Source organism: Nonomuraea sp. KM90 (assembly GCF_052246675.1).
Lineage (GTDB): Bacteria > Actinomycetota > Actinomycetes > Streptosporangiales > Streptosporangiaceae > Nonomuraea.
In genome coordinates this window covers 85528-111754 of sequence record NZ_JBQQCB010000003.1, presented here as the reverse complement: position 1 = coordinate 111754, position 26227 = coordinate 85528, and the positions used below count along the sequence as shown (strand labels likewise).

22 protein-coding genes are annotated in these 26227 nt (G+C 71.6%); 6 read left to right on the top strand and 16 right to left on the bottom strand.

Translation table 11 applies throughout. From position 1 onward, the window contains the following. Positions 1–45: 45 nt before the first annotated feature. From glyA to rpmE, 7 genes are all read right to left on the bottom strand, one after another. Positions 46–1311 carry a serine hydroxymethyltransferase gene (gene glyA / locus ACTWPW_RS04955; protein WP_443168066.1) on the bottom strand — a complete coding sequence of 422 codons (1266 nt, stop codon included), beginning with the start codon at positions 1309–1311 and terminating at the stop codon, positions 46–48. A 63-nt stretch (positions 1312–1374) separates the two neighbouring features. After that, positions 1375–1752, bottom strand: a complete 378-nt coding sequence (locus ACTWPW_RS04950) for a hypothetical protein (RefSeq protein WP_364114389.1) — start codon at positions 1750–1752, stop codon at positions 1375–1377. Beyond that, on the bottom strand, positions 1752–4061 hold the full coding sequence (locus ACTWPW_RS04945; RefSeq protein ID WP_443168065.1) for a hypothetical protein: 2310 nt from the start codon (positions 4059–4061) through the stop codon (positions 1752–1754). Before ACTWPW_RS04945 ends, ACTWPW_RS04950 begins: the two co-directional genes overlap by 1 nt. An 88-nt stretch (positions 4062–4149) precedes the next feature. Further along, positions 4150–4797: an L-threonylcarbamoyladenylate synthase gene (locus ACTWPW_RS04940; RefSeq protein ID WP_364114385.1), complete on the bottom strand. Its 648-nt coding sequence runs from the start codon at positions 4795–4797 to the stop codon at positions 4150–4152. Between the two features lie 123 nt (positions 4798–4920). Then, complete coding sequence (prmC, locus tag ACTWPW_RS04935) at positions 4921–5775, bottom strand: peptide chain release factor N(5)-glutamine methyltransferase (RefSeq protein WP_375114905.1); 855 nt, start codon at positions 5773–5775, stop codon at positions 4921–4923. After that, positions 5772–6824 (bottom strand): peptide chain release factor 1, encoded by a 1053-nt coding sequence (prfA, locus tag ACTWPW_RS04930; protein ID WP_364114381.1) that lies wholly within the window; start codon positions 6822–6824, stop codon positions 5772–5774. The genes prmC and prfA overlap by 4 nt, the downstream gene beginning before the upstream one ends. A gap of 86 nt (positions 6825–6910) precedes the next feature. Next, positions 6911–7129: a 50S ribosomal protein L31 gene (gene rpmE / locus ACTWPW_RS04925; protein ID WP_106248153.1), complete on the bottom strand. Its 219-nt coding sequence runs from the start codon at positions 7127–7129 to the stop codon at positions 6911–6913. A 208-nt stretch (positions 7130–7337) separates the two neighbouring features. Here rpmE and ACTWPW_RS04920 point away from each other — a divergent pair, with 208 nt between their 5' ends. Further along, a complete protein-coding gene (locus ACTWPW_RS04920) occupies positions 7338–8375 on the top strand; it encodes a hypothetical protein (protein ID WP_443168064.1) in 1038 nt (345 codons plus the stop codon). Positions 8376–8381: 6 nt separating this feature from the next. Here the strand turns inward: ACTWPW_RS04920 and ACTWPW_RS04915 are convergent, their stop codons facing one another. The 5 genes from ACTWPW_RS04915 to thrC all read right to left on the bottom strand — a co-directional run bounded on the left by ACTWPW_RS04915 (position 8382) and on the right by thrC (position 15075). Next, complete coding sequence (locus ACTWPW_RS04915; protein ID WP_364114377.1) at positions 8382–9017, bottom strand: response regulator transcription factor; 636 nt, start codon at positions 9015–9017, stop codon at positions 8382–8384. Between the two features lie 83 nt (positions 9018–9100). Then, the gene (locus tag ACTWPW_RS04910; protein WP_443168063.1) at positions 9101–10366 is read right to left on the bottom strand and encodes a sensor histidine kinase; all 1266 of its coding nucleotides are present in this window, start codon (positions 10364–10366) and stop codon (positions 9101–9103) included. A gap of 151 nt (positions 10367–10517) precedes the next feature. Next, the gene (gene rho, locus ACTWPW_RS04905; protein ID WP_443168062.1) at positions 10518–12626 is read right to left on the bottom strand and encodes a transcription termination factor Rho; all 2109 of its coding nucleotides are present in this window, start codon (positions 12624–12626) and stop codon (positions 10518–10520) included. 456 nt (positions 12627–13082) lie between these two features. Then, a complete protein-coding gene (gene thrB / locus ACTWPW_RS04900; RefSeq protein ID WP_443168061.1) occupies positions 13083–13988 on the bottom strand; it encodes a homoserine kinase in 906 nt (301 codons plus the stop codon). 28 nt (positions 13989–14016) lie between these two features. After that, positions 14017–15075: a threonine synthase gene (gene thrC / locus ACTWPW_RS04895; RefSeq protein WP_443168060.1), complete on the bottom strand. Its 1059-nt coding sequence runs from the start codon at positions 15073–15075 to the stop codon at positions 14017–14019. A gap of 241 nt (positions 15076–15316) precedes the next feature. On the opposite strand from thrC, the gene ACTWPW_RS04890 reads away from it, so the two are divergent. Continuing rightward, complete coding sequence (locus tag ACTWPW_RS04890) at positions 15317–16717, top strand: glycosyltransferase (RefSeq protein WP_443168059.1); 1401 nt, start codon at positions 15317–15319, stop codon at positions 16715–16717. Positions 16718–16775: 58 nt separating this feature from the next. On the opposite strand, the gene ACTWPW_RS04885 is transcribed toward ACTWPW_RS04890, so the two are convergent. Both ACTWPW_RS04885 and ACTWPW_RS04880 read right to left on the bottom strand, forming a co-directional pair. Next, positions 16776–18452, bottom strand: a complete 1677-nt coding sequence (locus tag ACTWPW_RS04885) for a glycosyltransferase (protein ID WP_443168058.1) — start codon at positions 18450–18452, stop codon at positions 16776–16778. After that, positions 18449–19522, bottom strand: coding sequence for a family 2 glycosyl transferase (locus ACTWPW_RS04880; protein ID WP_375114897.1), 1074 nt, complete (start codon positions 19520–19522; stop codon positions 18449–18451). Before ACTWPW_RS04880 ends, ACTWPW_RS04885 begins: the two co-directional genes overlap by 4 nt. A gap of 226 nt (positions 19523–19748) precedes the next feature. Here ACTWPW_RS04880 and ACTWPW_RS04875 point away from each other — a divergent pair, with 226 nt between their 5' ends. Genes ACTWPW_RS04875 through ACTWPW_RS04860 form a run of 4 tightly spaced genes read left to right on the top strand, consistent with a single transcriptional unit; the run spans position 19749 to position 25370 of the window. Beyond that, entirely contained in the window at positions 19749–20210 is a 462-nt protein-coding gene (locus ACTWPW_RS04875) for a hypothetical protein (protein WP_364114361.1), read from the top strand. Then, complete coding sequence (locus tag ACTWPW_RS04870; protein ID WP_443168057.1) at positions 20207–21709, top strand: glycosyltransferase; 1503 nt, start codon at positions 20207–20209, stop codon at positions 21707–21709. The genes ACTWPW_RS04875 and ACTWPW_RS04870 overlap by 4 nt, the downstream gene beginning before the upstream one ends. After that, positions 21706–23673, top strand: coding sequence for a glycosyltransferase (locus ACTWPW_RS04865; RefSeq protein ID WP_375114895.1), 1968 nt, complete (start codon positions 21706–21708; stop codon positions 23671–23673). Before ACTWPW_RS04870 ends, ACTWPW_RS04865 begins: the two co-directional genes overlap by 4 nt. Then, a complete protein-coding gene (locus tag ACTWPW_RS04860; RefSeq protein ID WP_443168056.1) occupies positions 23670–25370 on the top strand; it encodes a glycosyltransferase in 1701 nt (566 codons plus the stop codon). Before ACTWPW_RS04865 ends, ACTWPW_RS04860 begins: the two co-directional genes overlap by 4 nt. Here the strand turns inward: ACTWPW_RS04860 and ACTWPW_RS04855 are convergent. Both ACTWPW_RS04855 and ACTWPW_RS04850 read right to left on the bottom strand, forming a co-directional pair. Next, the gene (locus tag ACTWPW_RS04855) at positions 25367–25729 is read right to left on the bottom strand and encodes a hypothetical protein (protein ID WP_375114893.1); all 363 of its coding nucleotides are present in this window, start codon (positions 25727–25729) and stop codon (positions 25367–25369) included. The two genes, ACTWPW_RS04860 and ACTWPW_RS04855, sit on opposite strands and share 4 nt — an antisense overlap. Continuing rightward, positions 25726–26115 carry a hypothetical protein gene (locus ACTWPW_RS04850; RefSeq protein ID WP_443168055.1) on the bottom strand — a complete coding sequence of 130 codons (390 nt, stop codon included), beginning with the start codon at positions 26113–26115 and terminating at the stop codon, positions 25726–25728. The genes ACTWPW_RS04855 and ACTWPW_RS04850 overlap by 4 nt, the downstream gene beginning before the upstream one ends. Positions 26116–26227: the final 112 nt, after the last annotated feature.

The following is a 26227-nucleotide window of genomic DNA, read 5'->3' as shown; positions in this document are numbered from 1 at the left end:
CCGGATGCTCCGGCCAGCTGTGACCGGAAAACGACACAGACCAGCTTAATATTCGCTGAGATATGGCTGATGGATGGCAAGAAGCGCCGAGACTCTTTCCCGAACCTCCCCTGCGCTGGCCGGATGCCGCACCGCCCGGGTCACGAGCGTGCCCACCTCCTTGAGTTCCTGGGGCCCCATCCCCTGGGTGGTCACGCACGGCGTCCCGACCCGGATCCCGGACGTGATCGCGGCGGGCTCGGGATCGTACGGGATGACGTTGCGGTTGAGCGTGATCCCGGCCGCCGCGCACCTGCGCTCCGCCTCCGCCCCTGACACGCCCACTCCGCGCAGGTCGACCAGCGCCAGGTGGGTGTCGGTCCCGCCGGACACCGCCCGCATCCCCTCCACCGCCAGCGCCTCCGCCAGCGCCCGCGCGTTCACGATCACCCGCCTGGCGTAGTCGGCGAACTCCGGCCGCATCGCCTCCGCGAACGCCACCGCCTTCGCCGCCACCACGTGCATCAGCGGCCCGCCCTGGACGAACGGGAACACCGCCCGGTCGATCCTCCTGGCCAGCTCGCCGGTGCACAGGATCGCGCCGCCGCGCGGGCCGCGCAGCGCCTTGTGGGTGGTGAACGTCACGACGTCCGCGTACGGCACCGCCGACGGGATCGCGCCGCCCGCCATCAGCCCGATCGGGTGCGCCGCGTCGGCCAGCAGCCACGCCCCCACCTCGTCCGCGATGCCGCGGAAAATGGCGTAGTCGATCAGCCTCGGGTACGCCGTGGCGCCGCACACGATGAGCTTCGGCTGGTGCCGCAGTGCCAGGTCGCGCACCTCGTCGTAGTCGATGAGCTCGGTGTCGCGACGCACGCCGTACGAGACGACGTCGAACCACCTTCCCGAGAAGTTCACCTTGGAGCCGTGGGTCAGGTGACCGCCGTGCGGGAGCGCCATGGCGAGCATGGTGTCGCCGGGCTGAAGGAGGGCGGCGTACGCGGCCAGGTTCGCCGAGGCGCCGGAGTGGGGCTGGACGTTCGCGTGCTCGGCCCCGAACAGCTCGCGCGCCCGCTCGACCGCCAGCCGCTCGGCCCGGTCCACGACCTCGCAGCCCCCGTAGTAGCGCCTGCCCGGGTAGCCCTCGGCGTACTTGTTGGTCAGCGTGGAGCCCTGGGCCGCCATGACGGCCGGCGAGGTGAAGTTCTCGCTCGCGATCAGCTGGATCCCGCCGCGCACCCGGTCGAGCTCGTCGATCAGGACCTGCGCGATCTCGGGATCCCGCCGCTGCAGCAGCCCGAAGTCCGGTCCGTAGTAGGGTTCCGCACCCATTTCCCCACTGTACGACCCACTGTCCGTTTCTCCCATACACCGGAAGTTCCCCGAAATTTCATCTCATCCTGGGAAGGCGTGCGGCGCGTTGGCCGTCGTCTGCACCCACCGGGGCGTGTCGGCCGCCTCGTCGCTGATCGCGGTGAGCACGGAGTGGCGGTAGAGAGCCAGCCTGGTGCGCCATTCGCGGATGTCCTCCACGTAGCGCTCCCCCACGGGGGCGTCCCACGTCTGAGGGCTCTTGGCCAGGCCGTACGCCTTGTCGAGGACCGTTCTGAGGGTGTCCAGCTGGAGCATGACGGTCTTCCAGGCCACCACCAGGCGCTCGTAGTCGGGGTTGAACTCCCAGGCACGCTGCGGGGTCTCCAGGGCTCCTGGGGTGCTGTGGGGCGGTTCCTCGTTGCGCCCCTTGGGGCGGGGGGCCGGCGGGTCGACGTACATCACGAGCTCCTTTCCGGCCGGCCGGGATCGACCGAACCCGGCGGACCGTCCGGCCCGACGTCCTCCGGCGCCCAGGCGCCCTTGCCGTACTCGCCGGGCGGGATCTGGACGGAGGGCATGTCCTGGGGCTGGATGTCGCGGTGGTGCTCGATCACGGTCCCGAGCGCCTCCAGGCCGGGCGGGTCCGCCTCGGCGGAGACCACGTCGCTCCCGTCGTTCGCCCACCCGTCCGGGCCGGCCGTCGCCTGGTGACCGGGCTCCACGTCGTACGCGATCAGCAACCCGGGCACCGCCCCGGCACCCTGGCTGCCATCCCCGGCACCCTGGCTCCCAGCCCCGGCACCCTGGCCACCAGGACCCATCCCATAGCCGTCATCCGCCCTGGACCCGCCGCCACCCTGAGCTCCGGGGGCGGCCTCGGCTCCCGTCGCCGGGCCTGGCGCGTCGGCGGCGGTGCCGTTGGGCGTCTCTGCGGAAGGGTTGGTCGGCGGGATCGTGACCGGCTTCCCCTGGTCACCCGTCCCCTGCACATCCGTTCCCCGGTCACCCGTGTCGCGGTCGCCCGTTCCCCGGTCACCGGTGCCTTGGTCACCGGTCCCGGTCCCCCGATCCCCAGTTCCCTGGTCACCGGTCCCCTGGTCACCTGTGCCCTGCTCGCCGGCCCCCCGGTCGCCCGTTCCCTGCTCGCCAGTTCCCCGGTCACCCGTGCCCTGGTCCCTGGCCCCCTGGTCGCCCGTTCCCCGGGCGCCCGTGTCGCGGTCGCCGGTGTCGCGGTCGGCGCCGCCCTGGCCGTCGTCGGCGTCCTGGCCTGGCCGGTCGCCCGAGGGCTGGTCCGGCGTCGTGTCCTTGCCGCCCGGTGCGGGGTCGCGCGGAGTGGTGTCGCCCGGCGTCGTGTCCTTGTCCGAGCCGCAACCCGCATCGGCGCCCGTGTCGTCCGTCGGCGTCGTGGTCGTGGCGGCGCCGGAGACCTCCGCCGTGGAGCCCGCGCCCAGACCACCATCCGAGACACCGTCCGAGACACCGCCTGAGGTGGCGTCCGTCGGCGGGAGCGTCACCGACTCGCTCCCGCCCGTGCTCGGCCTGCCCGCGTCGATCGAGCCGGCCGGGCCGTCCGGCCGGATGTCGCGCTCGGCCCACTCGCCCTTGCCGTACTCGCCCTTCGGAACCTCCACACCCGGCATGTCCTGGGGCGCGATCTCCCGGTGGTCCTCGATCACCGTCTTCAGCGCGTCCAGGTCAGGGGGATTCGCCTCTGAAGAGACGACGTCGCTGCCGTCGTTGGCCCAGGCGTTGACGCCCGTGGCGTTGCCGCCGTCGGCGGGAAGCTTCGGCATCTCGGCCGGCTGCACGTCGTCGCTGTTCTCGAGCATGTCCTCCAGCGCCGCGGCCGTGGGCGGGTCGAGCGGCACCTGCAGGACCTTGACGCCATCGACCACCACGACCTGGGGCTTGGTGGCGTCCTGCCCGTCCTTGATTGGTGTGTCCGCCGCACCGCCGTCCGCCTCGGTGCCTCGATCGCGCCTGCTGTCCAGGTCGTCGTCCTTGGGCTGGTCAACCGGCTGCTCCCCGGCCCCGCCATCGACCCCGGTCCCAGTGCCGGTGTCCGTCCCCGTATCAGAACCGGTCCCGCCGTCCCGCCCGGTCCCGGTGTCCCTCCCCGTCCCGGTCCCGGTGTCCGTCCCCGCCCCGGTCCCGGTGTCCTTGCCGGTCCCGGTGTCTCTGCCGGTCCCCGTGTCGTCGCAGGTCTTCCCGTCGGAATCGGTCTTCCCGTCCGAGCCGGTGGTCCCATCGGATCCCGTCCGACCGTCCGAGCCCGTCTTGCCGTCCGAGCCGGTCCGACCGTCGGATCCCGTCTTGCCGTCGGATCCCGTCTTGCCGTCGGATCCCGTCTTGCCGTCGGAACCGGTCTTGCCGTCCGACCCCGTTTCCCCGTCGGTGCCGGTCTTCGTCCCGTCGCCGCCGGTCCCGCCCCCGTCATCCCGGGGGGTCTCCTCGCCGGCCCGCGGATTGTCGTACCGGTCGTGATCGCCGCGCACTTCCTTGGACTCGTCCCCGGCCCCGCCGCCACCCGCTCGGGGCGGGTCGACGCGTTTCTCCAGCACACCGAGCCGGACGTTGACGTCCCTGACCATGTCGTCCACGGCGTCGGCGATCTGGACGGGCCGGTGGGTGGCCTGGGTGGGCAGCCCGGCCTGGTGCATGGCGGCCCTGACCCGGTCCTCGACCGCGCGCATCTGCGTGGCCGCGTGTTTCACCTCGGTCAGCAGGTCACGGACCAGCTTGGGATCCATGCCGTCGTACTTGCCCATGGGCCACTCCCGGACGTATCGCCGCTCCGGGCCTCACCGTAATCTTGGCCCGAGCGCGATCGCAGCCGGAATAAGCAGCCGGTATACGTCAGTCGTCGGTGGCGACGTAGCCGATGATGCCGCGCAGCTTCTCCACCGGGATGGCCCCGCGCCGCAGCATCCGGGGCACGGCCGTGGTCAGGTCGAGGATGGTGGAGGGCGTGTTGTCGGTGGTCTTGCCGCCGTCGAGGTAGACCGCGATCGACTCGCCGAGCTGCTCCTCGGCGTCCTGCGCCGTGGTCGCGGCGGGCGCGCCCGAGCGGTTGGCGCTGGAGACGGCCATCGGCCCGGTCTCCTTGAGCAGGTCGAGCGCGACGGGGTGGAGCGGCATGCGTACGGCCACCGTGCCCTTGGTGTCCCCCAGGTCCCAGGAAAGGGCCCTGTTGGCCTTGCAGACGAGCGTGAGCGGCCCGGGCCAGAAGGCGTCTATCAGGTCCTGCCCGTAGGGCCCCAGGTCGTCCACGAGCGCTGTGGCGGCTCTGACGGTGCCCACCAGGACGGGCGGCGGCATGTCGCGGCCCCGGCCCTTGGCGTCGAGCAGCCCGGTGACGGCGGCCGGCATGAAGGCGTCGGCGCCGATGCCGTAGACGGTGTCGGTCGGCAGGACGACGAGCTCCCCGCGGCGTACGGCGGCCGCGGCCTCCGTCAGGCCCTCGGCCCGCTGTGCGGCGTCGGAGCAGTCAAAAACTCTTCCCACGATCTCGTTGCCTCACTCCGCTCGGCGGCGAGCGGCGCTGCTGAGGCCTCCTCCTTCCTCCTCGTACGGTCGCCGCGCTCCCACTTTCGTCATCAGGAGAAGGCCGCGCCGCTCGCGTGCATCCTAGTCCTGGCCCAGCCTGGCCGTGACGAAGCGGTCTCTTCTGGTGAGGTCCTGGCGCAGGCGCACGTCGCGCCAGCCGTTGTCCTCGGGAAAGGTCAGGTAGACGGCCCTGCCCTGCTCGTCGGCGTGCTCCACGGCCACCCAGCCGCCGGGCCGCAGCAGGCGGCGGGCCGTGCGCTCCACCGCGCGCACCTCACCGAGCCCGTCGTCGCCCGAGCCGAACAGAGCCCTCGAGGGGTCGTAGTCGCGCACCTCGGGGTCGCGCGGGATCGCGCCGGGCGGGATGTAGGGCGGGTTGGAGATGACCAGGTCGACCTTGCCGTTGAGCTCGGGCAACGCCTCGGCGAGGTCTTCGGGGTGCAGGTGGGTGCGGCCCTGGCCGAGCTCGGAGATGTTGCGCTTGGCCCAGGTGTACGCCTCCGGATCGACCTCCACGGCGTGCACCTCGGCGAGCGCCACCTCCTGGGCGATCGAGAGCGCGATCGCGCCCGAGCCGGTGCCGAGGTCGACCACGAGCGGGGCGGTGACGTCCATCTCCCGCAGCGTCTCGATGGCCCAGCCGGCCATCACCTCGGTCTCCGGCCGCGGCACGAAAACGCCGGGCCCGACCGCGAGCTCCAGATAGCGGAAGTAGGCGTGGCCGGTGATGTGCTGCAACGGCTCGCGGGCCTCGCGCCGGGCGACGCCCTCCCAGAACAGGGCGTCGAAGTCGGAGTCCTTGACCGTGTGGAGCTCGCTCCTGCGCACGCCGTGGACGAACGCCGCGATCTCCTCCGCGTCCGTGCGCGGTGAAGGAACACCTGCCTCGGCCAGCCGGGCGGTGGCGAGCGCGATCTCGTCCAGCAGAAATGTCATGAGTGTTGTGCGAGCTTCTCCGCCATCTCGGCGTCGATGAGTGCCTGGGTGACGGCGCTGAGCTCACCGTCGAGAACCTGGTCGAGGTTATACGCCTTGAAGCCGACGCGGTGGTCGGAGATGCGGTTTTCCGGGAAGTTGTAGGTGCGTACGCGCTCGGAGCGGTCGACGGTGCGGACCTGCGACTTGCGTTCGGCCTGCGCCGCCGCGTCGGCCTGCTCCTGGGCCACGGCCAGCAGCCGGGCGCGCAGGATGCGCATGGCCGACTCCTTGTTCTGGAGCTGGCTCTTCTCGTTCTGGCACGAGACGACGACGCCGGTGGGCAGGTGGGTGATGCGGACCGCGGAGTCGGTGGTGTTGACGCTCTGGCCGCCGGGGCCGCTGGAGCGGTAGACGTCGATGCGCAGGTCGTTGGGGTCGATCTGGACCTCGACCTCCTCCGCCTCCGGGTAGACGAGCACGCCCGCGGCGCTGGTGTGGATGCGGCCCTGCGACTCGGTGACGGGCACCCGCTGCACGCGGTGCACGCCGCCCTCGTATTTGAGCCTGGACCACACGCCCTCGTCGCCCTTGGCCCTGATGCCGACCGTGACGTCCTTGTATCCGCCCAGGTCGGAGGGCTGGCTGTCGATGACCTCGGTCTTCCAGCCGAGCCGCTCGGCGTAGCGCAGGTACATCCGCAGCAGGTCGCCCGCGAACAGCGCGGACTCCTCACCGCCCTCGCCCGCCTTGATCTCCATGATGATGTCCTTGTCATCGTTGGGATCGCGCGGGATGAGCAGGTGCCTGAGCTTCTCCTCCAGCTGGGGGATGCGCTCCTCGATCTCGACGGCCTCGGCCGCGAACGCCTCGTCCTCGCCGCCCAGCTCCTTGGCGGCCGTCAGGTCCTCGCGGGCCGACTCCAGCTCGCGATAGGTGCCGACGATCGGGGTGAGCTGGGAATAGCGGCGGCCGAGCGTGCGTGCCTTGTTCTGGTCAGCGTGCACGGCGGGATCGGCGAGCTGCAGCTCCAGCTCGGAATACTCCTTGAGCAACTCGTCGAGATTCACCGTGGGTCCTTTTCCAGAAGTATGGCCGTTTCACCAACAACGCCGACCCGGCGCACCGGGGTGCGTCCGGGCCGGCGTGGGTGGAGCTACTTGCCCGTGGCCTTCTTGCCGAAGCGCTTCTCGAAGCGAGCCACCCGGCCGCCCGTGTCGAGGATCTTCTGCTTGCCCGTGTAGAACGGGTGGCAGGCAGAGCACACGTCGGCGTGGATCACGCCGTTCTTGGCGGTGCTACGAGTGGTGAACGTGTTACCGCAGGAGCAGGACACCTGCGTCACGTTGTAGTCAGGGTGGATGTCGCGCTTCATCGCTGTCCTTTCGGGGTGCGGCCGCCGGGTCGCCTTCACGCATGGCGTGAACCGGAACCGCAAAATGGTCAGCTACCAGTGTGCCAGATCGTCCAACCATCCCAGGCCATCGGGCATTCCCGCAGATCTTCGTGACGCCGCGACTCCTGCCACATTAGGCTCCGATCACACCAGCCGTCACTTTTCCGATAAGGATGACCCGATTCACATGAAGAGAAGCGCGCGGTTGCTCCTGGCGGCCGCCACGGGGGCCGCCGTTCTCCTCGGCGGCACCGGTACGGCCGCCCACGCCGCCCGGTACGCCCACGTCATGGCCGACGACTTCACCGGCAGCGGCTCCGCCAACGCCTTCGTCCCCCTGCAGAGCGACGTCGAGGGCACCGTCACGCTCACGCTCAGGAACCCGTCGAACGTCTCGAGCGTCACCGCCACCATCGAGCCGCCCGGCCAGGCGGCCAAGACGGTGACGTTCAACTTCAGGACGGGCGACACGTCCGCCGAGCAGACCATCACCGGCCGGTGGCCGATCACCAAGGACGACCCGGCCGGCGACTGGAAGATGAACGTCGTCGTCACCCGCGACACCGGCGCGAGCACCACCCCGTTCGTGGTCAAGGTCTCCGGCAAGCAGGGCATCTCCGGCGCGAAGGTCACCCCCGACCCCGTCAAGCTCGTCAAGGGCAAGGACGTCAAGGTCTCGGTCGAGGCGTCGGTGAAGGACGCCACCACGGTGTCGGCCAAGCTCGTCAGCGACACCAGCCGCGAGTACTACGACCTCGGCGACCTGGCCAAGGAGTCCGACGGCTACTACCGCGGCGTCACGTACTTCGCCGACGACACCCCCGCCGGCGACTGGACGCTCGAGGTCTACGCCCACAAGGGCGGGCAGACGCTCAAGGCGGAGGCGGCGTTCACCGTCGAGGCGGCGGCTGGCGGGTCGACGAAGAAGGCCAAGAGCCGGGTGACGATCGCCGCGGTGAACAAGGTGCGCAAGGGCAAGACGTTCAAGGTGTACGGCAAGGTCTACCGGGGCTCGAAGGCGTACGCGGGCAAGAAGGTCGAGGTCTACTTCAAGGCCAAGGGCACCAAGTCGTACCAGTTCATGGGCTTCGCCAAGGCCACCTCGAGCGGCAAGTACACGAAGTCGTTCAAGGCCAGGAAGGACGGCTACTTCCAGGTCAAGGTGCCGGGCACGAGCAAGACGCGCAGCGCGCTGTCGCCGCAGGAGTTCGTGGACGTGCGGTAGGGCGGCTCATCGGCCCAGGTAGGTCAGCACGGCGAGCACCCGCCGATGGTCCTCGGGCGCCGGCCCGAGGGCCAGCTTGGCGAAGATGCCGGAGATGTGCTTCTCCACCGCGCCCTCCGTGACGACCAGCCGGGCGGCGATGGCGGTGTTGGAGCGGCCCTCGGCCATGAGCGCGAGGACCTCGCGCTCGCGGGGGGACAACGAGTCCAGCGGCGCGCCGCGACGCTGGCGGCTGAGTAACTGCACGACGACCTCGGGGTCGATGACCGTGCCCCCGGCCGCCACCTGCCGCACCGTCTCCAGGAACTCGGCCACGTCGGCCACCCGCTCCTTCAGCAGGTAACCGACGGCCCTGCCGATGAGGTCACCGGCGTACTGCTCCTCGACGTACTGCGACAGCACCAGGATCGGGAAGTCCGGCCGGGCCGAACGGACCTGCAGCGCCGCCCTCAGCCCCTCGTCGGTGTGGGTGGGCGGCATGCGCACGTCGACGATCGCCAGGTCGGGCTCGTGCTCCGCCACCGCCGCCACCAGCCCGGGCCCGTCCGCGACGCTCGCGACCGTCTCGATCCCGCCGTCGGCGAGCAGCCGCGCGAGCCCTTCACGCAGCAGTACGGAGTCCTCGGCGATGACGACACGCATGGCCACATGACTACAGTGGGCAGCGTATAGCTGTCCACTGCAGGCAGCGCGCAGCCGCTTCCGGTCGTCCACTCAGACGTCGGTCACCACTCGCAGGGCAGTTCGGCGCGTACGAGGGTGGAGCCGCCCACGGGGCTGTGCAGGACGAGCACGCCGTCGATGGTCGCCGCCCGGTCGGCCAGCCCGGACAGGCCGCCGCCGGGGGTGACGACAGCGCCGCCGATGCCGTTGTCCCACACGTCCACCACCACGCCGCGATGGTCCCTCATCACCGTGACCGACGCCTCCGTGGCGCCGGAGTGCTTGGCCATGTTGGCCAGCGTCTCGGCCACGATGAAGTACGCGATGCTCTCCACCGCCGGCGGCGGCCGCTCCTCCAGCTCGACGGACACGTCCACCCGGATCGGCGCCCGCGCGGCCAGTCCTGACAGGGCGGCGTCGAGCCCGCGGTCGGTGAGGATGGCCGGATGGATGCCCCTGGCCAGGTTGCGCAGCTCGGCGATGGCCGCCTTCGTGCCCGCGTGGGCCTGGGCGATCAGCATCCTGACCACCTCGGGCTCGGTGTCGAACTTCGCCTGCGCCCGCCCGAGGTCCACCGCCACCGACAGCAGCCGCTGCTGGGCTCCGTCGTGCAGGTCGCGCTCGATCCTGCGCCGCTCGGCCTCGGCGGCGTCGATCCCCCTGGCCCTGCTGGCCCGCAGCCGCTCCTCCTCGCTGCCGCCGAGCAGCACCGTGGCCAGCGTGCCGTGCAACCAGGCCATGCCCCGCGCGAGGTACGCCGTCAGCACGAGCGCCAGGGCCCCGAAGACGGCCGCCACGCAGGAGCCCACCCAGTCGCCGATCATCAGCTCGCTGTGGACGCCCCCGAGCTCGTACATGGTCATCAGCAGGGGCTGGATGAGCAGCGCGATCGACATGAACCACGCCACGAACGACAGGACCACCTCGACCGCGCCGAGCGGGAGCAGCATCAGCAGGTAACCCAGGTCCTGCCAGGTGGCCGGGTCGGACAGGAGCCAGCGCAGGTGCGCGCCGAGCCCGCGTTCCGGCCTGGGACGGTACGGGTCGGCGATCTTCAGCCCGAACGCCGCGTACATCAGCCGCCGCTCCAGCATCGCCCCGCCGCGCCACATCAGCACGGTGGCCATCATGAGCGGCACGCCCACCCAGATCACCGACAGGGTGAGCGAGACCGGCACCGCGACGCCCAGCACGAAGAACCAGCCGAACCCGAGCAACCCGGTGACCAGCAGGTACGGGGCCGCCCGCCAGGTCATCGGATCCACCAGAACACCCAGCGGGCCCTTGGGCCCGAGCGGTACGCGGTCCTTCAACGCCACTGATCGCATGCCCTCAAGACTGCCCGCGCGAGGCGGCGCAGTGAATACGGAAGGCGGCCGTCGCCGGGGTGGGGATAACCCCCGCCCGTACCCACCCGTGAGCCCCAGCCATGCGAAAGGGGCGGCGGGAGAACCCCGCCGCCCCTTCCTAAGGGAGCCGCTAGTCGCGGTCGTTGCTCACCGTGGTCTTCTGGACCTGCATGAGGAACTCCGCGTTCGACTTGGTCTCCTTCATCTTCTCCAGGAGCAGCTCGAGCGCCTGCTGCATGTCGAGCGCGTGCAGGACGCGCCGCAGCTTCCAGACGATCTGGAGCTCTTCCTTGGCCATGAGGATCTCTTCCTTACGCGTGCCGGACGCGTCGACGTCCACCGCGGGGAAGATCCGCTTGTCGGCCAGGGAGCGGTTGAGCTTGAGCTCCATGTTGCCGGTGCCCTTGAACTCCTCGAAGATGACCTCGTCCATCTTGGACCCGGTCTCGACCAGGGCCGTGGCGAGGATCGTCAGCGAGCCGCCGTTCTCGATGTTGCGGGCGGCGCCGAAGAACCGCTTCGGCGGGTAGAGCGCCGTGGAGTCGACGCCACCCGACAGGATGCGCCCGGAGGCCGGGGCCGCCAGGTTGTAGGCGCGGCCGAGGCGGGTGATCGAGTCGAGCAGCACGACGACGTCGTGACCCAGCTCCACGAGGCGCTTGGCCCGCTCGATGGCGAGCTCGGCGACCGTGGTGTGGTCTTCGGCGGGACGGTCGAAGGTCGAGTGGATGACCTCGCCCTTCACCGACCGCTGCATGTCGGTGACCTCTTCCGGCCGCTCGTCCACGAGCACGACCATCAGGTGGCACTCGGGGTTGTTGTGGGTGATCGCGTTGGCGATCGCCTGCAGCACCATCGTCTTACCGGCCTTGGGCGGCGAGACGATGAGGCCACGCTGGCCCTTGCCGATCGGCGACACGAGGTCGATGATCCGCGTGGTGAGGATGTTGTGCTCGGTCTCGAGGCGCAGACGCTCCTGCGGGTAGAGCGGCGTCAGCTTGTTGAAGTCGGGCCGGTTGCGGGCCTGCTCCGGGTCCATGCCGTTGACGGTGTCGAGGCGGACCAGGGCGTTGAACTTCTCGCGCCGCTCGCCGTCGCGCGGCTGCCGGACGGCGCCGGTGATGACGTCGCCCTTGCGCAGGCCGTTGCGGCGGATCTGGGCCAGCGAGACGTAGACGTCGTTGCTGCCCGGCAGGTAGCCGCTGGTCCTGACGAACGCGTAGTTGTCGAGGATGTCGAGGATGCCGGCGATCGGGATGAGCACGTCGTCGTCGCCGATGACGGGCTCGCCGCTCTCGAAGCGCTCGCGGCCGCGGCCACGGTTGCGCTCCCTGAAGCGGCCCCTGCGGCTGCGCCCGCCGCGGTCGTCGTCGTCGACGCCGCCCCGCTGGTCGCCCCGCTGGTCACCCCGCTGGTCACCCCGCTGGTCACCCCGCTGGTCACCACGGCTGCCGAGGTCGGCGGCGCGATCGCGCTGCTCACCGCGGCCACCGTCACGACCGCCGTCGCGGCCACTGTCACGGCCGCCATCACGGCCACTGTCACGGCTGCCGTCACGACCGCCGTCGCGACCGCCGTCGCGGCCGCCGTCGCGGCCACTGTCACGGCCGCTGTCGCGCCCGCCGTCACGGCTGCTCTCGGCGCGGCCGCCCTCACCGCGGTCGCCGGTACGGTCACCGCGGTCGCCACGCTCGCGGCGCTCGCCGCGGCTGCGGCGCTCGCGCCGGCTCTCGCCGCGGTCGGAGCGGGATTCGCCCTGCCCGGCCTCGACCAGCTGGGCCTGCTGCTCCACGACCGGCTCCGCGGCGGCCACGACCGACTCGGGCGCTGCGGCCACGGGCTCGGCGGGCTGTGCCGCGACGGGCTGCGGGGCGGGCTCCTCGGTGGTCTTGGCGCGGGAACGTTCCCTGCGTACACGGGTGGGCCGCTCGGCTGCGGGGGCCGCCTCCGTCGTGGCCGGGGCGGGCGCCTCCGCCACGGGTGCGGCAGCTGCTGCGCCGTCTCCGGAACCGCCACCCTGCTTCTCCTGGATGGCCGCGATGAGCTGGCTCTTCCGCATGCGCCCGGTCCCGCTGATGCCCAGCTCAGCGGCCATCTTCTGCAGCTCGGGCAGCACCTTGGCGGAGAGGCCGGTGCCGGAGCGACGCGCACGCGGCTTGGCCGCGGCGCGGGTGGGGGTGTCGCCGGACGCCGGCTCAGCGCCTGATGCGTCGGAGAGGAGTTCGGTGGTGTCGCTCAACTAAAAGGTCCTTCCCAGGGGTCGGGCGCCGGTTTTGTTCTTCCGGGCGTCCCGGAGGTGCTTGCGATCCGGCGGGACAGACCGGGTCGGGGTGCACTTTGCGATCTTCGGCTGTCGCTGGAGACGGCCGCCACTCTTGGGGAGGGGTTCGTCACGCCGCCGATGGCCCTTGGCGCGTGGCTGACACCCCCCAGATTGCTGTCGCCAACCAGATGTCGAGATGATTCGAACGCGCAGGTCCCCGTCGTCGCCACCTCGCGTTGAGCCAACCGGGTGTGGGCCAACCGGAGGCAACGGATTCCGGGGAGACAGCCGCGCTGCCCACGCCTCGCGACGTGAAGCATGATGCAGCGATGTATGGCTGACAAGCACGCACCCACCAAGGGGGCATCTGGTGCGGCTATCAGCCTAACATCACCAGCGCACACGGCTATTCCCTGAAGGTCTAAAGAGGCATCAGCGTGTCTCGGGGAACTGAACGTTCGCACCAACCGGGTCGACGTCCATTAGCTGGATGTGCCAGTCATTACCCACTTCTGGCGCGATCAAATCCTGCGTATCCGATGTCGAAAACGCAAGAACCGTGGGACCCGCTCCCGAAACGACCGCGGGCACGCCCACTGCACGGAGACGTTCTACCAGACTCGCGCTCTCCCTCATGGCAGGCGCGCGGTAATGCTGATGGAGCCGATCTTCGGTGGCGGCGAGCAGAAGCCCTCGCTCAGGTCGCTGGGTCAGCGCGGCGATCAGCAACGCGGCCCGGCCGGCGTTGAAGGAGGCGTCCTTGTGGGGCACGTCCTTCGGCAAGAGCCCCCGTGCGGCCTCCGTGGACAGCCGCGTCGATGGGATGACGACGACTGGACGGATGCGCTGGTCGGGAGCCAGTTTCACCATATGTGGCGCACCGGTGTGGTCGGACCACGCCACGGTCAGCCCGCCTGCCAGGCAGGGGGCGACGTTGTCGGGATGGCCTTCCATCTCGGTGGCCAGGGCGAGCACGTCGTCGTCGGTGAGTTCGCTCTCGGCCAAAGCGCGCGCGGCGAGAATGCCCGCGCACACAGCCGCCGCCGACGATCCGAGACCACGCGCGTGCGGGATCCTGTTGCGGCAGCGCAGGCGTATGCCCTCCGGCTGAGGCACTCCGATGCGGTCGAACGCCGCACGCATCGCCTTGACGACGAGATGCCTTTCGCCGAGATCCACCTCCCCCGTGCCCTCGCCCTCCACCGTGACGTGCACGCCGCGCTCCCCGGTGAGCGTGGCCTCGACCTCGTCGTGGAGGCTCAGCGCGAGCCCGAGCGCGTCGAACCCCGGCCCAAGGTTCGCCGACGTCGCGGGCACGCGAATGTCAACGGTCCTCATTCGTTCACTTTTCCCTCGTCACTCCCCGTCAGGCGAGGTTGAGCGCCGCCGCGGCGGCGTGTACGTCGATGGGGATGACCACTGGCGCCGGTGCCCCCGAGATGGCCCAGTCAGGATCCTTCAGCCCATTGCCCGTGACCGTACAGACGATGCGCTGCCCCGCCTCCACCATGCCCTGTGCGTGGGCCTGCAGCAACCCCGCGACGCTGGCGGCCGAGGCGAGCTCCACGAACACGCCCTCTTCCTGCGCCAGCAGTTTGTACGCCGCCGCGATCTGCCGGTCGGTCACCGCCTGGATGGTCCCGCCCGACTCGTCGCGGGCCGCGGTGGCCAGCGACCAGGAGGCCGGGTTGCCGATGCGGATCGCGGTGGCGATCGTGTGCGGATGGGCGACGGGCGCGCCCTCGACGATGGGCGCCGCGCCGCTGGCCTGGAAGCCGAACATGCGCGGCCGCTTCGCCGACACACCGTCGTCGAAGTATTCCTGGTATCCCATCCAGTAGGCCGAGATGTTGCCCGCGTTGCCCACCGGGATGCAGTGGATGTCGGGCGCGTCACCAAGCGTGTCCACGATCTCGAAGGCCGCCGTCTTCTGCCCCTGCAACCTGAACGGGTTGACCGAGTTGACGAGCGCGATCGGATAGCTGGACGACAGCTTGCGGGTCATCTCCAGGCAGTCGTCGAACGACCCCTCGACCTGCAGCAGCGTGGCCCCGTGAACGAGCGCCTGGGCCAGCTTGCCCATGGCGATCTTCCCCCGCGGCACCAGCACGGCGCAGGTCAGCCCCGCGCGGACGGCGTAGGCCGCGGCCGACGCCGAGGTGTTGCCGGTGGAGGCGCAGATGACCGCCTTGGCCCCCTCCTCCACCGCCTTGCTGATGGCCATGGTCATCCCGCGGTCCTTGAAGCTGCCCGTCGGGTTGGCCCCCTCGACCTTCAGGTAGACGTCGCACCCCGTCAGGGCCGAGACGCGATGCGCGGGCACCAGCGGCGTGCCGCCTTCGAGCAGCGTGATGACAGGCGTCTTCGTGGTTACCGGAAGACGCTCGCGGTATTCCTCGATGAGGCCACGCCACGACCTGCTCATGATGACTCCCCTACCTGCGCTGTTGGGCACCGAGTGTACGGGGTGCGGGCGGCCGGCGAGGAGCCGCGTCCACAGGTCGGACTCATCCGTTGGACAGGGTCACTATTCAGGAAATTCTCAGCATCTCCCGATAAGGTCGCGGAAGGGGGTCACGACCATGAACGCGCGTCCTGCTTTGAGGCAGAACGACTTTTCACCAGTAGCGGCACCGCAGCTCGGCGCCTGGTCACCCGCACTTTCCGTGAGCGTGGTGATACCCGCGCACGGCGGGCAGGACAAGCTCGACCTGACGCTGGCGGCGCTGGCCGCGCAGACGTACCCGGACCATCTCATGGAGGTCCTGGTCGTCGACGACGGGAGCCGGCCGCCGATCAGGCTGCCGGAGATCCGGCCGGTCAACACGCGCCTCGTACCCGTACGGGACGGGTGGGGCATCTCCAACGCCGTCAACACCGGCGCCAAGGCCGCCGACGGCGAGATCATCCAGCGGCTCGACGCCGACATGGTGGCCTGCCGGGAGCACATCGAGGCCCTGGCGCGCTGGCACCACGTGACCGACTACCTGGTCACGATCGGGATGAAGAAGTTCGTCGACGCGCCGCCGGTCACCGCCGAGCAGGTCTACCGGGCCGAACACCTGGGAGAGCTGTTCGACCTGGAAGCGGCCGTGTCGAGCTCGACCGAGGCGACGATCGCCAAGACCGACGGGCTGCGCAAGAGCCGCAATCCGTACCACGTGTGCACCGGCCCGACCTTCGCCCTTCCCCGGGAGGTCTTCCACGCCGTGGGCGGGCTCGACCCGAACGTGGCGCGGGGCGAGGACACCGAGTTCTCCTACCGGCTGGCCATGTACGGGGTCGTGTTCGTCCCCGACCTGGCTGCCCAGGCCATGCACCTGGGGCTGCCGGCCCAGCACCGTGACCGGGAGCGGGCCGTGCGGGCCGTGGAGCCGTACCTGGCGCACCGGATCCCGCTGCGCCGGGACCTGCGCAAGGACCGGGGGCGGCGGTGGCTGGTGCCGTACGTGGAGGTGGTGCTCGACGTCACGGACACCTCCGAGTCGGTGGTGCGGCAGGCGGTGGCGGCGGCGCTGGACGGCAAGCTGCAGGACGTCGTGGTGACGCTGGTGGGGCCGTGGTCGCTGCTGGACTCCTCGCGCCGTTTCGGCCTGTCGGATCCCTGTTTCGAGCTGCGTCTCATGCGTGACCTGTTCGCGCACGACGAACGCATCCGCCTCATCGACGAGGCCGCGCCGACGCCCGCGCCCACGCCGTTCCGTTACCGGGGGCCGGTGGACGTGCCGCTGCACCGGGCGACGCTGGAGCGGATGATCGAGTCGGTGCAGAAGGATCTCGCGGGCGTCCTGGTCGTGGACCTGCCGGACGGGCGCACGGCCCGCCTCGAACGCACCTCGGCCCTGGGCCGCGCCGCCCTGCTCGCCGACGCGGGCGACGACCTGGACGACGTCATCGACGCCACGCACGGGGTACGACACGAGCCGCCGGACCGCTTCTGGCCCGCGCCCGCGCAACCCGAGCCGGTCACCATCGCGGCGCCCGTCGTGGTGCCGGCGGACGCCTCGGTGGAGACGCCCGAGAAGACGCTGCTCCGACGCCTGAAGTCGGCCCTGCGCCCCAACTGACGGCGCCTTAATTGACACGGCCCCGCCGCCTGCCGGGCGGGCGGCACGGGAGGCGCCGTCAGTCGCGCAGGCGCTTGCGGAGGGCGCGCTTCATGGTGGTGGACATCAGGGTGCGCAGGCTTTGCTGGGCGCGGCCGGCGGCGGCGAGCTGGCGGCGGAGGGTGCCGACCTCGCGGCGCAGCTCCACGGTCGACTTGCGCCAGCGACCCGCCTCCTCGCGCCACTTGGCCACCTGCGCGCGCAGCCGCTCGGCCTCCTTGGCCAGCCTGGCCGCCTCGGCCTGCGCCTCCACCCGGGCCCGGTACGCGCCGCGCCGTCCCAGCGCCGGTGCCACCGGGCCGCCGGCGAACGCGGTGAAGTCGTAGGTCTCGGCCTCCACCCACGACACGCCCGACACCGCGTCCACCACGTCGTCCAGGTCCTCGCCCGGGTCCTCGCCCGGGTCCTCGTTCGGGTCCACCACGACGCGCGCCCTGGCGAAGGCGGACGCGCGTTCCAGGCGGGCCGCGACCACGCCCTCCGACGACTCGTCGAGCAGCACGTTGACCAGGCCCAGCCCCTCGTCGCGGGCCAGGTCGAGCAGGCGGGCCAGGCTGTCCTCGCCGGGGATCCAGCCGGCCGGCAGGCGCAGCACGAACGGCACGGCCGGGTCCACGTCCTCCGCTCCGGCCAGGCGTACCCGGCCGTCGTGCCGGTAGTGGCCCTGGACCAGCGCCAGGTCCAGGTGCGGGTCCTTGAGCGGGGCCCGGCGGTCGCGGTCGAGGGCGTCCCACGGGCCGAGGAGGAGCACGTCCAGGTCGGGGATGGTGCAGGCCAGCAGGGCGTCCACCGTCGCGCGCACGCCGTCGTAGCCGGTCGTGCCGTCCACGACCACCGTGACGTACGGGACCTTCCACCGCCGCCCGGGATGCCCGCGGAGCCAGCGGTAGGCCGGGATGCGGTCGGCCACGAACGCGTGGCTCACCCGGTCGATGGGCTGCTTGTCGCGCATGCGCATCGTCGGCCCGAGGTGGTAGGCGCGGGCCGACGGCTCGGGGACGAAGACCGCCCCCGCCTGCCACAGCCGGTAGCCCATCTCGGTGTCCTGGCCGAGGATCAGCTCGTCGTCCATCGGCCCGGCCGCCTCGACGAGCCGCGCGCTGACCGAGGTCGCGCCCCCGACGTGCAGGCTGAAGGGGCGCTGGGGGTTGTCGGTGAGCCCGTCGGTGCGCTCGACCAGGTCCACGATCCAGGAGTGCGGCTCGGCCGGCTCGAACGCCTTCTCCAGGTCGTCGGGCAGCTCGGCGGGCACGTCGGCGTCGGTGAAGCGGATCCAGCCGGTGACCACCAGGTACGGGGCCGCGTGGTGCCAGCGCATGTGGGCCTCGATCGCGCCGGGGGTGAGGACCACGTCGGAGTCGAGCCAGTGGATGACGTCGCCGGTGGCCTCGGCCAGGCCGGCGTTGCGGGCGGCGGCGCGGCCCGGCACGGGGCAGACGATCAGCCGGGTGGCGGCCGGGCGGGTGGCGGGCAGGCGCAGCGGGGGTTCGGTGCCGTTGTCGACGACGATCACCTCGACCAGCTCGGCCGGGTACGTCTGCCTGGCCAGCGCGGCGAGCACCAGGTCGAGCTTGTCCTGGCCCCCGTAGGCGGGGATCACGACGCTGACCGTCAACCGCGGGGTGAAGCGCTCCCCGGGTGCGAGCGGCCGGTAGTCGTTGCCGCGCACCCTCGGGTGGCCGCCGCCTGTGGTCATGCGGCTTCCATGAGCAGGCTCGGGCGGAAGCCGCGCCACTGGTTGGCGGCCACCTTGACGAAGTGGGCCAAGGGCAGCTGCCAGGTGTGGTCGCCGCTGAGCCCTCTGCGCAGGACGTAGCCGAGTCCGTGGGTCCGGTAGATGCGGGCCTCCGCCTTTTTCGCCGCTTTCAGGAATTCGAGATCGACTGCCCGCGGCAACTCAGGAAATCCGCCTATTTCACGAAATTTCGCCAGGGGAATCATGATCGTTCCGCCGGCCACGTGATCGGCCCAGACCTCGCTCGGATAGCTCGCCCCGCTCGCGAACGTCGTCCGCCTGATCGTCGCCTTCAGCGGCTCCAGGTAGAAGAACTCGGCGGTCGTGCCCACCACGTCGGCCCCGGCGTACGACAGGGCCATGAACAGGTCGGCCAGGTGGCGCGGGCCGTACCAGTCGTCGTCGTCCCACTTCACCAGGCAGTCGCCGCTCGCCGGCGCCGCGGCCCGGTTGAGCACCTCGCCGAACGGCACCGACGCGGGCGCCTCGACCCACCTCACGGGCAGCGAGCAGGACTCGACCGCCGCGCGTACCTGCTCGAAGGCCACCCCGTGCAGCCCCAGTAACACCTCGGCCGCGACGTCCCGCTGGCGCTCCATCTGGGCCAGGGCCGCGCCGACGAGGCCCGGCCGCTTGCTGGCCATGACGATGCTGACCTGCGGAGTGGCGGCGGGGTGGGCCAGGCGGCGCAGCCGTACGCTGTGCTCCTCGCGGCGCAGGTCGGCCACCGAACGCGCGGTGCCGTCGGCGGCGTGGCCGAGCCAGTCGCGGTCGGTGAGCAGCGCGGCGAGGTCGCCGGGCACCCAGGGCGCGGCGCGGTCGGCCGTCATCGGCACCCCGGCGGCGGCCAGGGCCAGCAGGCCGTCGAGCGGCACGCGGGCGTCGGGCCACTCGACCTCCAGGCCGCGCAGCGGGCGCAGCTCGGGCACGTCCGGCGGCCGGCCGTCGACCGCCCAGCCGGCGCCGGCCCAGTGCAGCCGGGCCAGCCCCTTCCCCGGCGTACGCGCGAAGCCGCAAGGGGTGACGGACATGGGTGGGTGCGCTCCTCGATCGCTTGGGACTCGACCGGCGCCTACCTTACGCCCGTTTTACTGACTGGTAGGCGCGGGCGCCAGATTCGGCAGGCCCGGCGATGCAGGTCGCGGGGCTCAAGATTCCCGGCGATCCTTCAGGAACTTATGGCACGGTAGTTGCCGATGTTTATTAAGCTGTCAATAATCCCCAGATGTCCGTGACGCCTCCAATGTCCTACTCGTCGTGATCTACGAAAGGTATGCGCGGATGCTCTCGCCCCGCCGACTGGCAGCGACCGCCGCACCCCTCGCAGCACTGGCCCTCGGCGTGCTCGCGCTCCTCGTGCTCGCCGACCTGATCACGTTCGGCGCGGCGGCGACCGCGGTGGCGTTCCTGGTCTCGCTGGCTGCGCTGGCTCTGCTCTTCCTCACCGTGCGCCGCCTCGACGGGAAGACCCAGCGGATCGATCTGCGGATCAAGAAGCACGAGGCCGAGCTGGTCCGGACCACCACCGTGCTCAAGAACATCGAGACCCGGCTGGACGTGCTGGTGCAGGCCGTCGAGGAGTCCGCCGCGCGGCGGGCCGACGACCTCGGCGCCATCCTGGCCTCCCTCGGCGAGGACCGGGTGAACGCCATGGCCCGGGCGCGCGAGGTGGAGGAGCTGCGCGAGGAGGTCCGCGCCCTGGCCAAGGACCGCGTATGACGCGGGTCAGGCACAACGACTACGGCGTGCTGCGGCCACCCGCGCTGGGCGCGTGGCAGCCCTCGCTGCGCGTGTCCGTGGTCATCCCGGCCTACGACTGCGCGGACGCGCTGCGGCGTACGGTCCCGGCGCTGGCCCGGCAGACGTACCCGGCCGAGCTGGTCGAGGTGATCGTCGCCGACGACGGCAGCGAGCCGCCGATCGAGCTCGCGGGGGCGCGGGTCGTACGGGTGACCGACGGGTGGGGGCGCGGCGCGGCCCGGCAGACCGGCCAGCTCGCGGCCACCGGCGACGTGATCCACTGGCTCGACTCCGACATGATCCTGGCCGACGACCACCTCGAGGCGCACATGCGCTGGCACCACCTGATCGACCACGCGGTGGTGATCGGCGACACCCGGTTCGTGGACGCGCCGGGTGAGGAGGGCGTCCAGTCGGAGTACACGAGGAAGACCCTGGAGTCCACCAGGAGGCTCAAGGACGCGGGAACGAGCGCGTACCTGCAGCACACGGGGGCCTCCTCCTCCGTGCGCGCCGACCTGCTGCGCGCGGCCGGAGGCGTGGACACCTCGCTCAACATGGCCGAGGACACCGAGCTCGGATACCGGCTGGCCCAGGCGGGGGCGGTGTTCATCCCCGACGCGGAGGCCAGGGCGTGGCACGTCGGGCCCTCCACCGTGATGCTGCGGGAGAAGGAGGTGCACCGGCACAACTGGTCCTACCTCGGTGACCTGATCCCGGATCTGCGCTGGCTGCGCCGGCATCCCCGCCGCACCTGGCTCGTCCCGTACGTGCGGGTCGCGGTGGCCGCCACCGCGTACGAGGAGACGCGCGCGACCGTGGACTCCGCACTCGCGGGCACGCTCACCGACGCGGCCGTCACGCTCGTGGGCCCCTGGGGCAAGCTGACCGGCGAGCGCCGCGCCAACCTCGACGATCCCATGCTGGAGCTGCGACTCCTGCACAATCACTACGTTCACGAGCCCCGGGTCGAGTTCGCGGAGAGCGTACCCGTCTCCGCCGCGCCCGCCCCCTTCCTGCTGACCGTGCCCGCCGGATGGGTGCTGGGCGCCGACACGCTCGCCCGGCTCGTCCGGCACGCCGACAAGGACCTGCTCGGCCTGGTCTCCGTGGCGCTCGCCGAGGGCCCGGGCGGCGTCGAGACCGCCCGCCTGGAGCGCACGGCCGCCTTCGCCCGCGCCGCGCTGTTCCCCGGGAGCGCAGACGACCTGGTGGACGAGCTGTTCGGGTCGGAGTGGGTGAGCGGCGCCGAGTACGAGTTCGCGATGGCGGAGGAGGCCGAGCCGCTGGCCGGCGAGCCCGCGAAGTGGCGGGCGCTGGCCGGGCAGCGGCTGGGCGAGGTCAAGGAGCTGCGGACCCGGGTGGAACAGCTGACGGCCGAGGTCGAACGGCTCACGGCCGCCTCCGAGCAGCCGGACGACCAGGACCGCGGCGGCGCCCTGAGCTCGATCATCCGCCATCTGCGGAGCACCGGGTGATCAGCCGGTTGCTGGCGGAGCTGCCCGCGGCGCGCGTGTTCTTCGCCGGGATCGACGACGTCGCGCCCCTGTACTCCGGCGACCGGGCCGACGTGGTGGACCTGGATCGCGACCTGCTGGAGCCGCCGGCCGAGCCCGAGCGCTCCCGCGAGGTCCTCGTCCTCGCCAAGACCCCCGCCGACCTGCGCAGGATCGCCACGCTGCACAAGCTGCTGCCGCAGGCCGAGCGGGTGGTGGTGGCCGTGCTCGACACGCCGCCCTCGCACCCGGCGCCCGTGCCCACGCCCACCCCGGCGCACCGGTGGCGGTCGCTGACGGATCTGCGGGTGTACCGGCCGAAGAACCGGGTCTGGGTGGTGGACGCGCGCTTCTCCGCGGAAACGCCCGCCGGGCGTACGGTGACCGCCACGGCCCGGGCGTTCGCCGGGCACCGCCTGGACGTCATCGCGGCCCCGGCCGCGGCGATCGCGGGCGTGGGGGCGGCCGACTGGCGGCCGGGAGACCCGAACGCGACGCCCTCTGAGGTGGGCGGGCCCGTTCCCGAGCGGGTGGGCGCGCCGGGCAGCGACATGGTGCTGCGTACCCTCGCGTCCTCCCCTGACGCTCTGCCCGTCCCGCCGGACGCCGGGGAGCTCACCGGCGGCGAGCCGGCCGACGGGGACGTCGAGTGGGCCGGCGACGAGACGCCCATCGAGCGGCCGACGCTGCAGGCCGCGAGCTGGGAACGCCTCGGGCGGCCCGGGATGGCCGGCTCGCCGCTGGCCGACCCCGACGTGCTCGGCGAGCCCTCCATGATCCCGCCCGTGGACGAGCGGCTGGTGAACCCTCAGGGCTTCGTGACCACGCCCTCCCGCGGCATGGCGTCCCTGGCCGAGCGTGACGGCCGCTGGTCGGTGCTGCTGGAGGGGAAGGTCGTGACGTCGTTCGCCGAGTCGGGCGGGGTCACCGACGCGGACGTGGCCAGGCTGCGGCAGATCCGCGGCGTCGAGGTGGACTGGCGGCACGCGCACAGCGGCCCGCTGGCGGCCGTACGGGTGCTGACCGGGCTGGCCGCCGCCGGGGTGCCGCTGGTGGCCGAGGAGGTGCCGCGATGGGCGGGCGCGCTCGGGGAGGACCTGGTCAAGCTGCTCACGCTCACCCCCGACCTCTCCGACGAGCTCCGGCGCGAGGAGCACAGCATCCGCCTGCGCCGCGCGGCCCTGCGCACCCATGGGGTGGCGGCCCGCTGGGAACAGCTCGGCGCCCCGGCCCCCGCTCCCCCGCTCACCTCGGTGCTGCTGGCCACCCGGCGCACCGACATGGTGTCGTTCGCCCTGGAGCAGGTCGCCCGGCAGCGCGACGCCCGTCTTGAGGTCATCCTCGCCCTGCACGGCGTGCCGAAGGGGCATCCGGACGTGGCGGCGGCGATCGCCGCCTACGACGGGCCGCTGACCGTGTTCGAGGCCGACCGCCAGGACGTCTTCGGCGAGGTGCTAAACCTCGCCGCCGCCAAGGCCTCGGGGTCGTTCCTGCTGAAGATGGACGACGACGACTGGTACGGGCCCGACTTCCTGGCCGATCTGCTGCTGGCGCATTCGTACTCGGGGGCCCAGGTGGTCGGCACGGTGCCGGAGTTCGTCTACCTGTCCTCCATCGACGTCACCGTGCATCGCAGCCAGGTCACCGAGCAGATCACCAGCTTCGTGGCCGGCGGGACGATCCTGGTCGAGCGCTCGGCGTTCCAGGCGGTGGGCGGGTTCCGGCCGCTGCGGCGCTCGGTCGACACGCAGTTCCAGGAGGCGCTGCAGGCGGCGGGCGGGCAGATCTACCGTACGCACGGGCTGGGTTACATCCTGCGCAGGGGTCCGGCGGCCAACCACACCTGGCAGGAGCCGATCGGGACGTTCCTGCAGCGCAACAGGCGGCAGTGGCGCGGCTTCCGGCCGAACGCCCTGATGGCCCTGGACGGGAGCCGGCGAGCATGACCGGCGTGCCACGCATCCGCCGCCAGGACTACGGCATCCTCATCCCGCCCGCCCTCGGCGGCTGGGAGCCCACGCTCACGGTCACCGTCGTCATCCCCGCCCACGACCGCCAGGAGACCCTGGACCTGACGCTGGCGGCGCTGTCGGCGCAGAGCTATCCCGAGCACCTCCTCGACGTCATCGTCGTGGACGACGGCAGCACCACACCGCTGCGCCTGCCCGAGATCGTCCCCGCCCGGACGAAGCTGATCTCCAGCCCGCCGGGCGGATGGGGGCGCGCCTGGGCGGTGCAGGCGGGGCTCGACGCGGCGACCGGCGAAGTCGTCTTCGTGCTGGACGCCGACATGGTGCCGCACCGGCAGCACGTCGAGGCCCAGCTACGGTGGCACCACCTGGCCCCGTACGTGGTGGCGCTCGGCTGGATCGACTTCACCGCGGCCGACGGGCCCCTCCCCACGCAGGAGCGGGTCGTGCGGGCGCTGGAGTCGGGCGCCGAGGGCGAGCTCTTCCCCCTCTCACCGCACCGCCACGACTGGGCCGAGCAGATCATCCACGACCACGACGGCCTGCGCACCGCCCCGAGCTCGCTGGCCACGCGGATCCACGTGGGGGCCACGGTGTCGTACCCGGCGGCGCTGCTGCGCTCGATCGGCGGCATGGACACGTCCCTGGTGCTGGCCGAGGACACCGAGCTGGGGTATCGGCTCACGCAGGCCGGCGCGGTGTACGTCCCCGACCCGGAGTCCAGGGCGTGGCACGTCGGGCTGCCCACGGCGATGCGCGACTTCCAGGCGCTGAAGCGGTACAACGATCCGTACGTGGCCGACCGGGTGCCGTACCGGCGCTACCTGCGTACGGACCCGGGGCGGCAGTGGCTGGTGCCGTACGTGGAGGTGACGGTGCCCGCGGGCTCGTACGAGGACGTGCGGGCGACGGTGGACTCCCTGCTGGCCGGCTCGCTCCCGGACGTCCGGGTCACCGTCATCGGCCCGTGGGACTCGCTGACCGCCGGCCGCCGCTCCCCGCTCGGCGACCCCCTCCTGGACCTGCGCCTCATCCACGCCTCCTTCGACCACGACCCCCGCGTCCACCTCCGCACATCTCCCGGCCCCCTCCCTGGCCCCCTCCCCGGCACCGCCCCGTTCCGCCTGTCGGTCCCGCCCGGCTGGGTCGTGGCGAAGGACACGGTGGAGCGGCTGGTGGAGCACATGGAGGAGCACGACCTGGGCACGCTCTGCGTCGCCCTGGAGGAGACGGCCGAAGCCGGCGTGACCGCGGCCCGCCTGGACCGCACGGCGGCCCTCTCCCGAGCCGCGCTGGTCTCCGGGCCCGGCGACCACCCGGACGACGTCATCGACGCCTTGTTCGGGGTGGAATGGGTGGACAGGGAGACGTGGGGCGTCAGGCGCCGCCCGGCCCTGTACCCGCCGCGCAAGCGGCCCCCGTCGGAGCTGGCCCAGCTCACCGCCGCGCACCAGAAGGAGATCGCCCTCTACCGCAAGCGCACGGCCGCGCTCAGGGCCGAGCTCGCGCAGCTGCGCCGGGAGGCGGGCAAGAACGGCCGGGACGCGGCACGGTGGCGCGAGAAGGCCGAGGCCTGGCGCCGGGAGGCGGTCCGGCTGGCCAGGGAGCAGAACCGCACGGTGCTCAGACGAGCCGTCCGCCGCGTCCGCAACCTGGCCTTCCCCGACAACTAGCCCGATACGTCGGTGTCCTTCGGGTGCCGGGTGGAGGCATGGACGAGATGCACGGTTCGCCGTTGAGCATCGACCAGATACCTCACTCGCCCGCCGGAGGTCACCTCGCACTCCCATTGCGGAAGGTCGCGTCCGCCGAGATTCGCCACGGCCAGCCGGCCGCGGAGCCGATGTTGCCGGTCCGGATTGTCCGTGGCGAGGGGGTCGCTCCGCAGAGCCTCGAAACAGCGGCGGGTGTTTCCGGAGGCCTCCGCGCACAGCGCCGCCCAGCCTTTGGCCGCCTCGTTCGTGGCGAATCGGAGACGCCATTCGTCACCGATCGAAGGAGGCGCCACATCGTCACCTCGCTTCGGGCTCACGGCGCGAGCACCTCGCCGTGGTCCTCGTCCGGCAGCGGCCGGGTGAGCCGGGCGGTCAGCGCGGGATCGGCCAGGATGCGGGCGGTGGCCCGCCATTCCGCGACGACCCTGTGCAGGGTGGCATGGACGTCCAGATCCACGGCATCCTTCGTGGCGTCCACGAGATCCTGGACGAACTCCCGTCGTTCCCCGGCCGAGAGGTGCCGGGTCCACGAGAACACGGCGGGGAGCGCGCGCTCCACCGCACGGGCTCCTTCGTCGCTCATGACGAGCGCCGCGAGCAAGTGAGCCACGACGCTCGCGGTCTCTTCCCTCTCCCGGTCGTGCTGGGCGGTCGTGAGGTAGAGGTCCTCGCCGTCACGCCGCCTGATGTGTACTCGACGCACGCGCGAGACGGTCTCGGCGACTTCTTTGGAATGCTTGGAGAGATCGCTGAAGGGAACCGTCGGCGTAGTCACGCGGCAAACGCTACTTCGGAACTAATTCCGAAGTCAATCG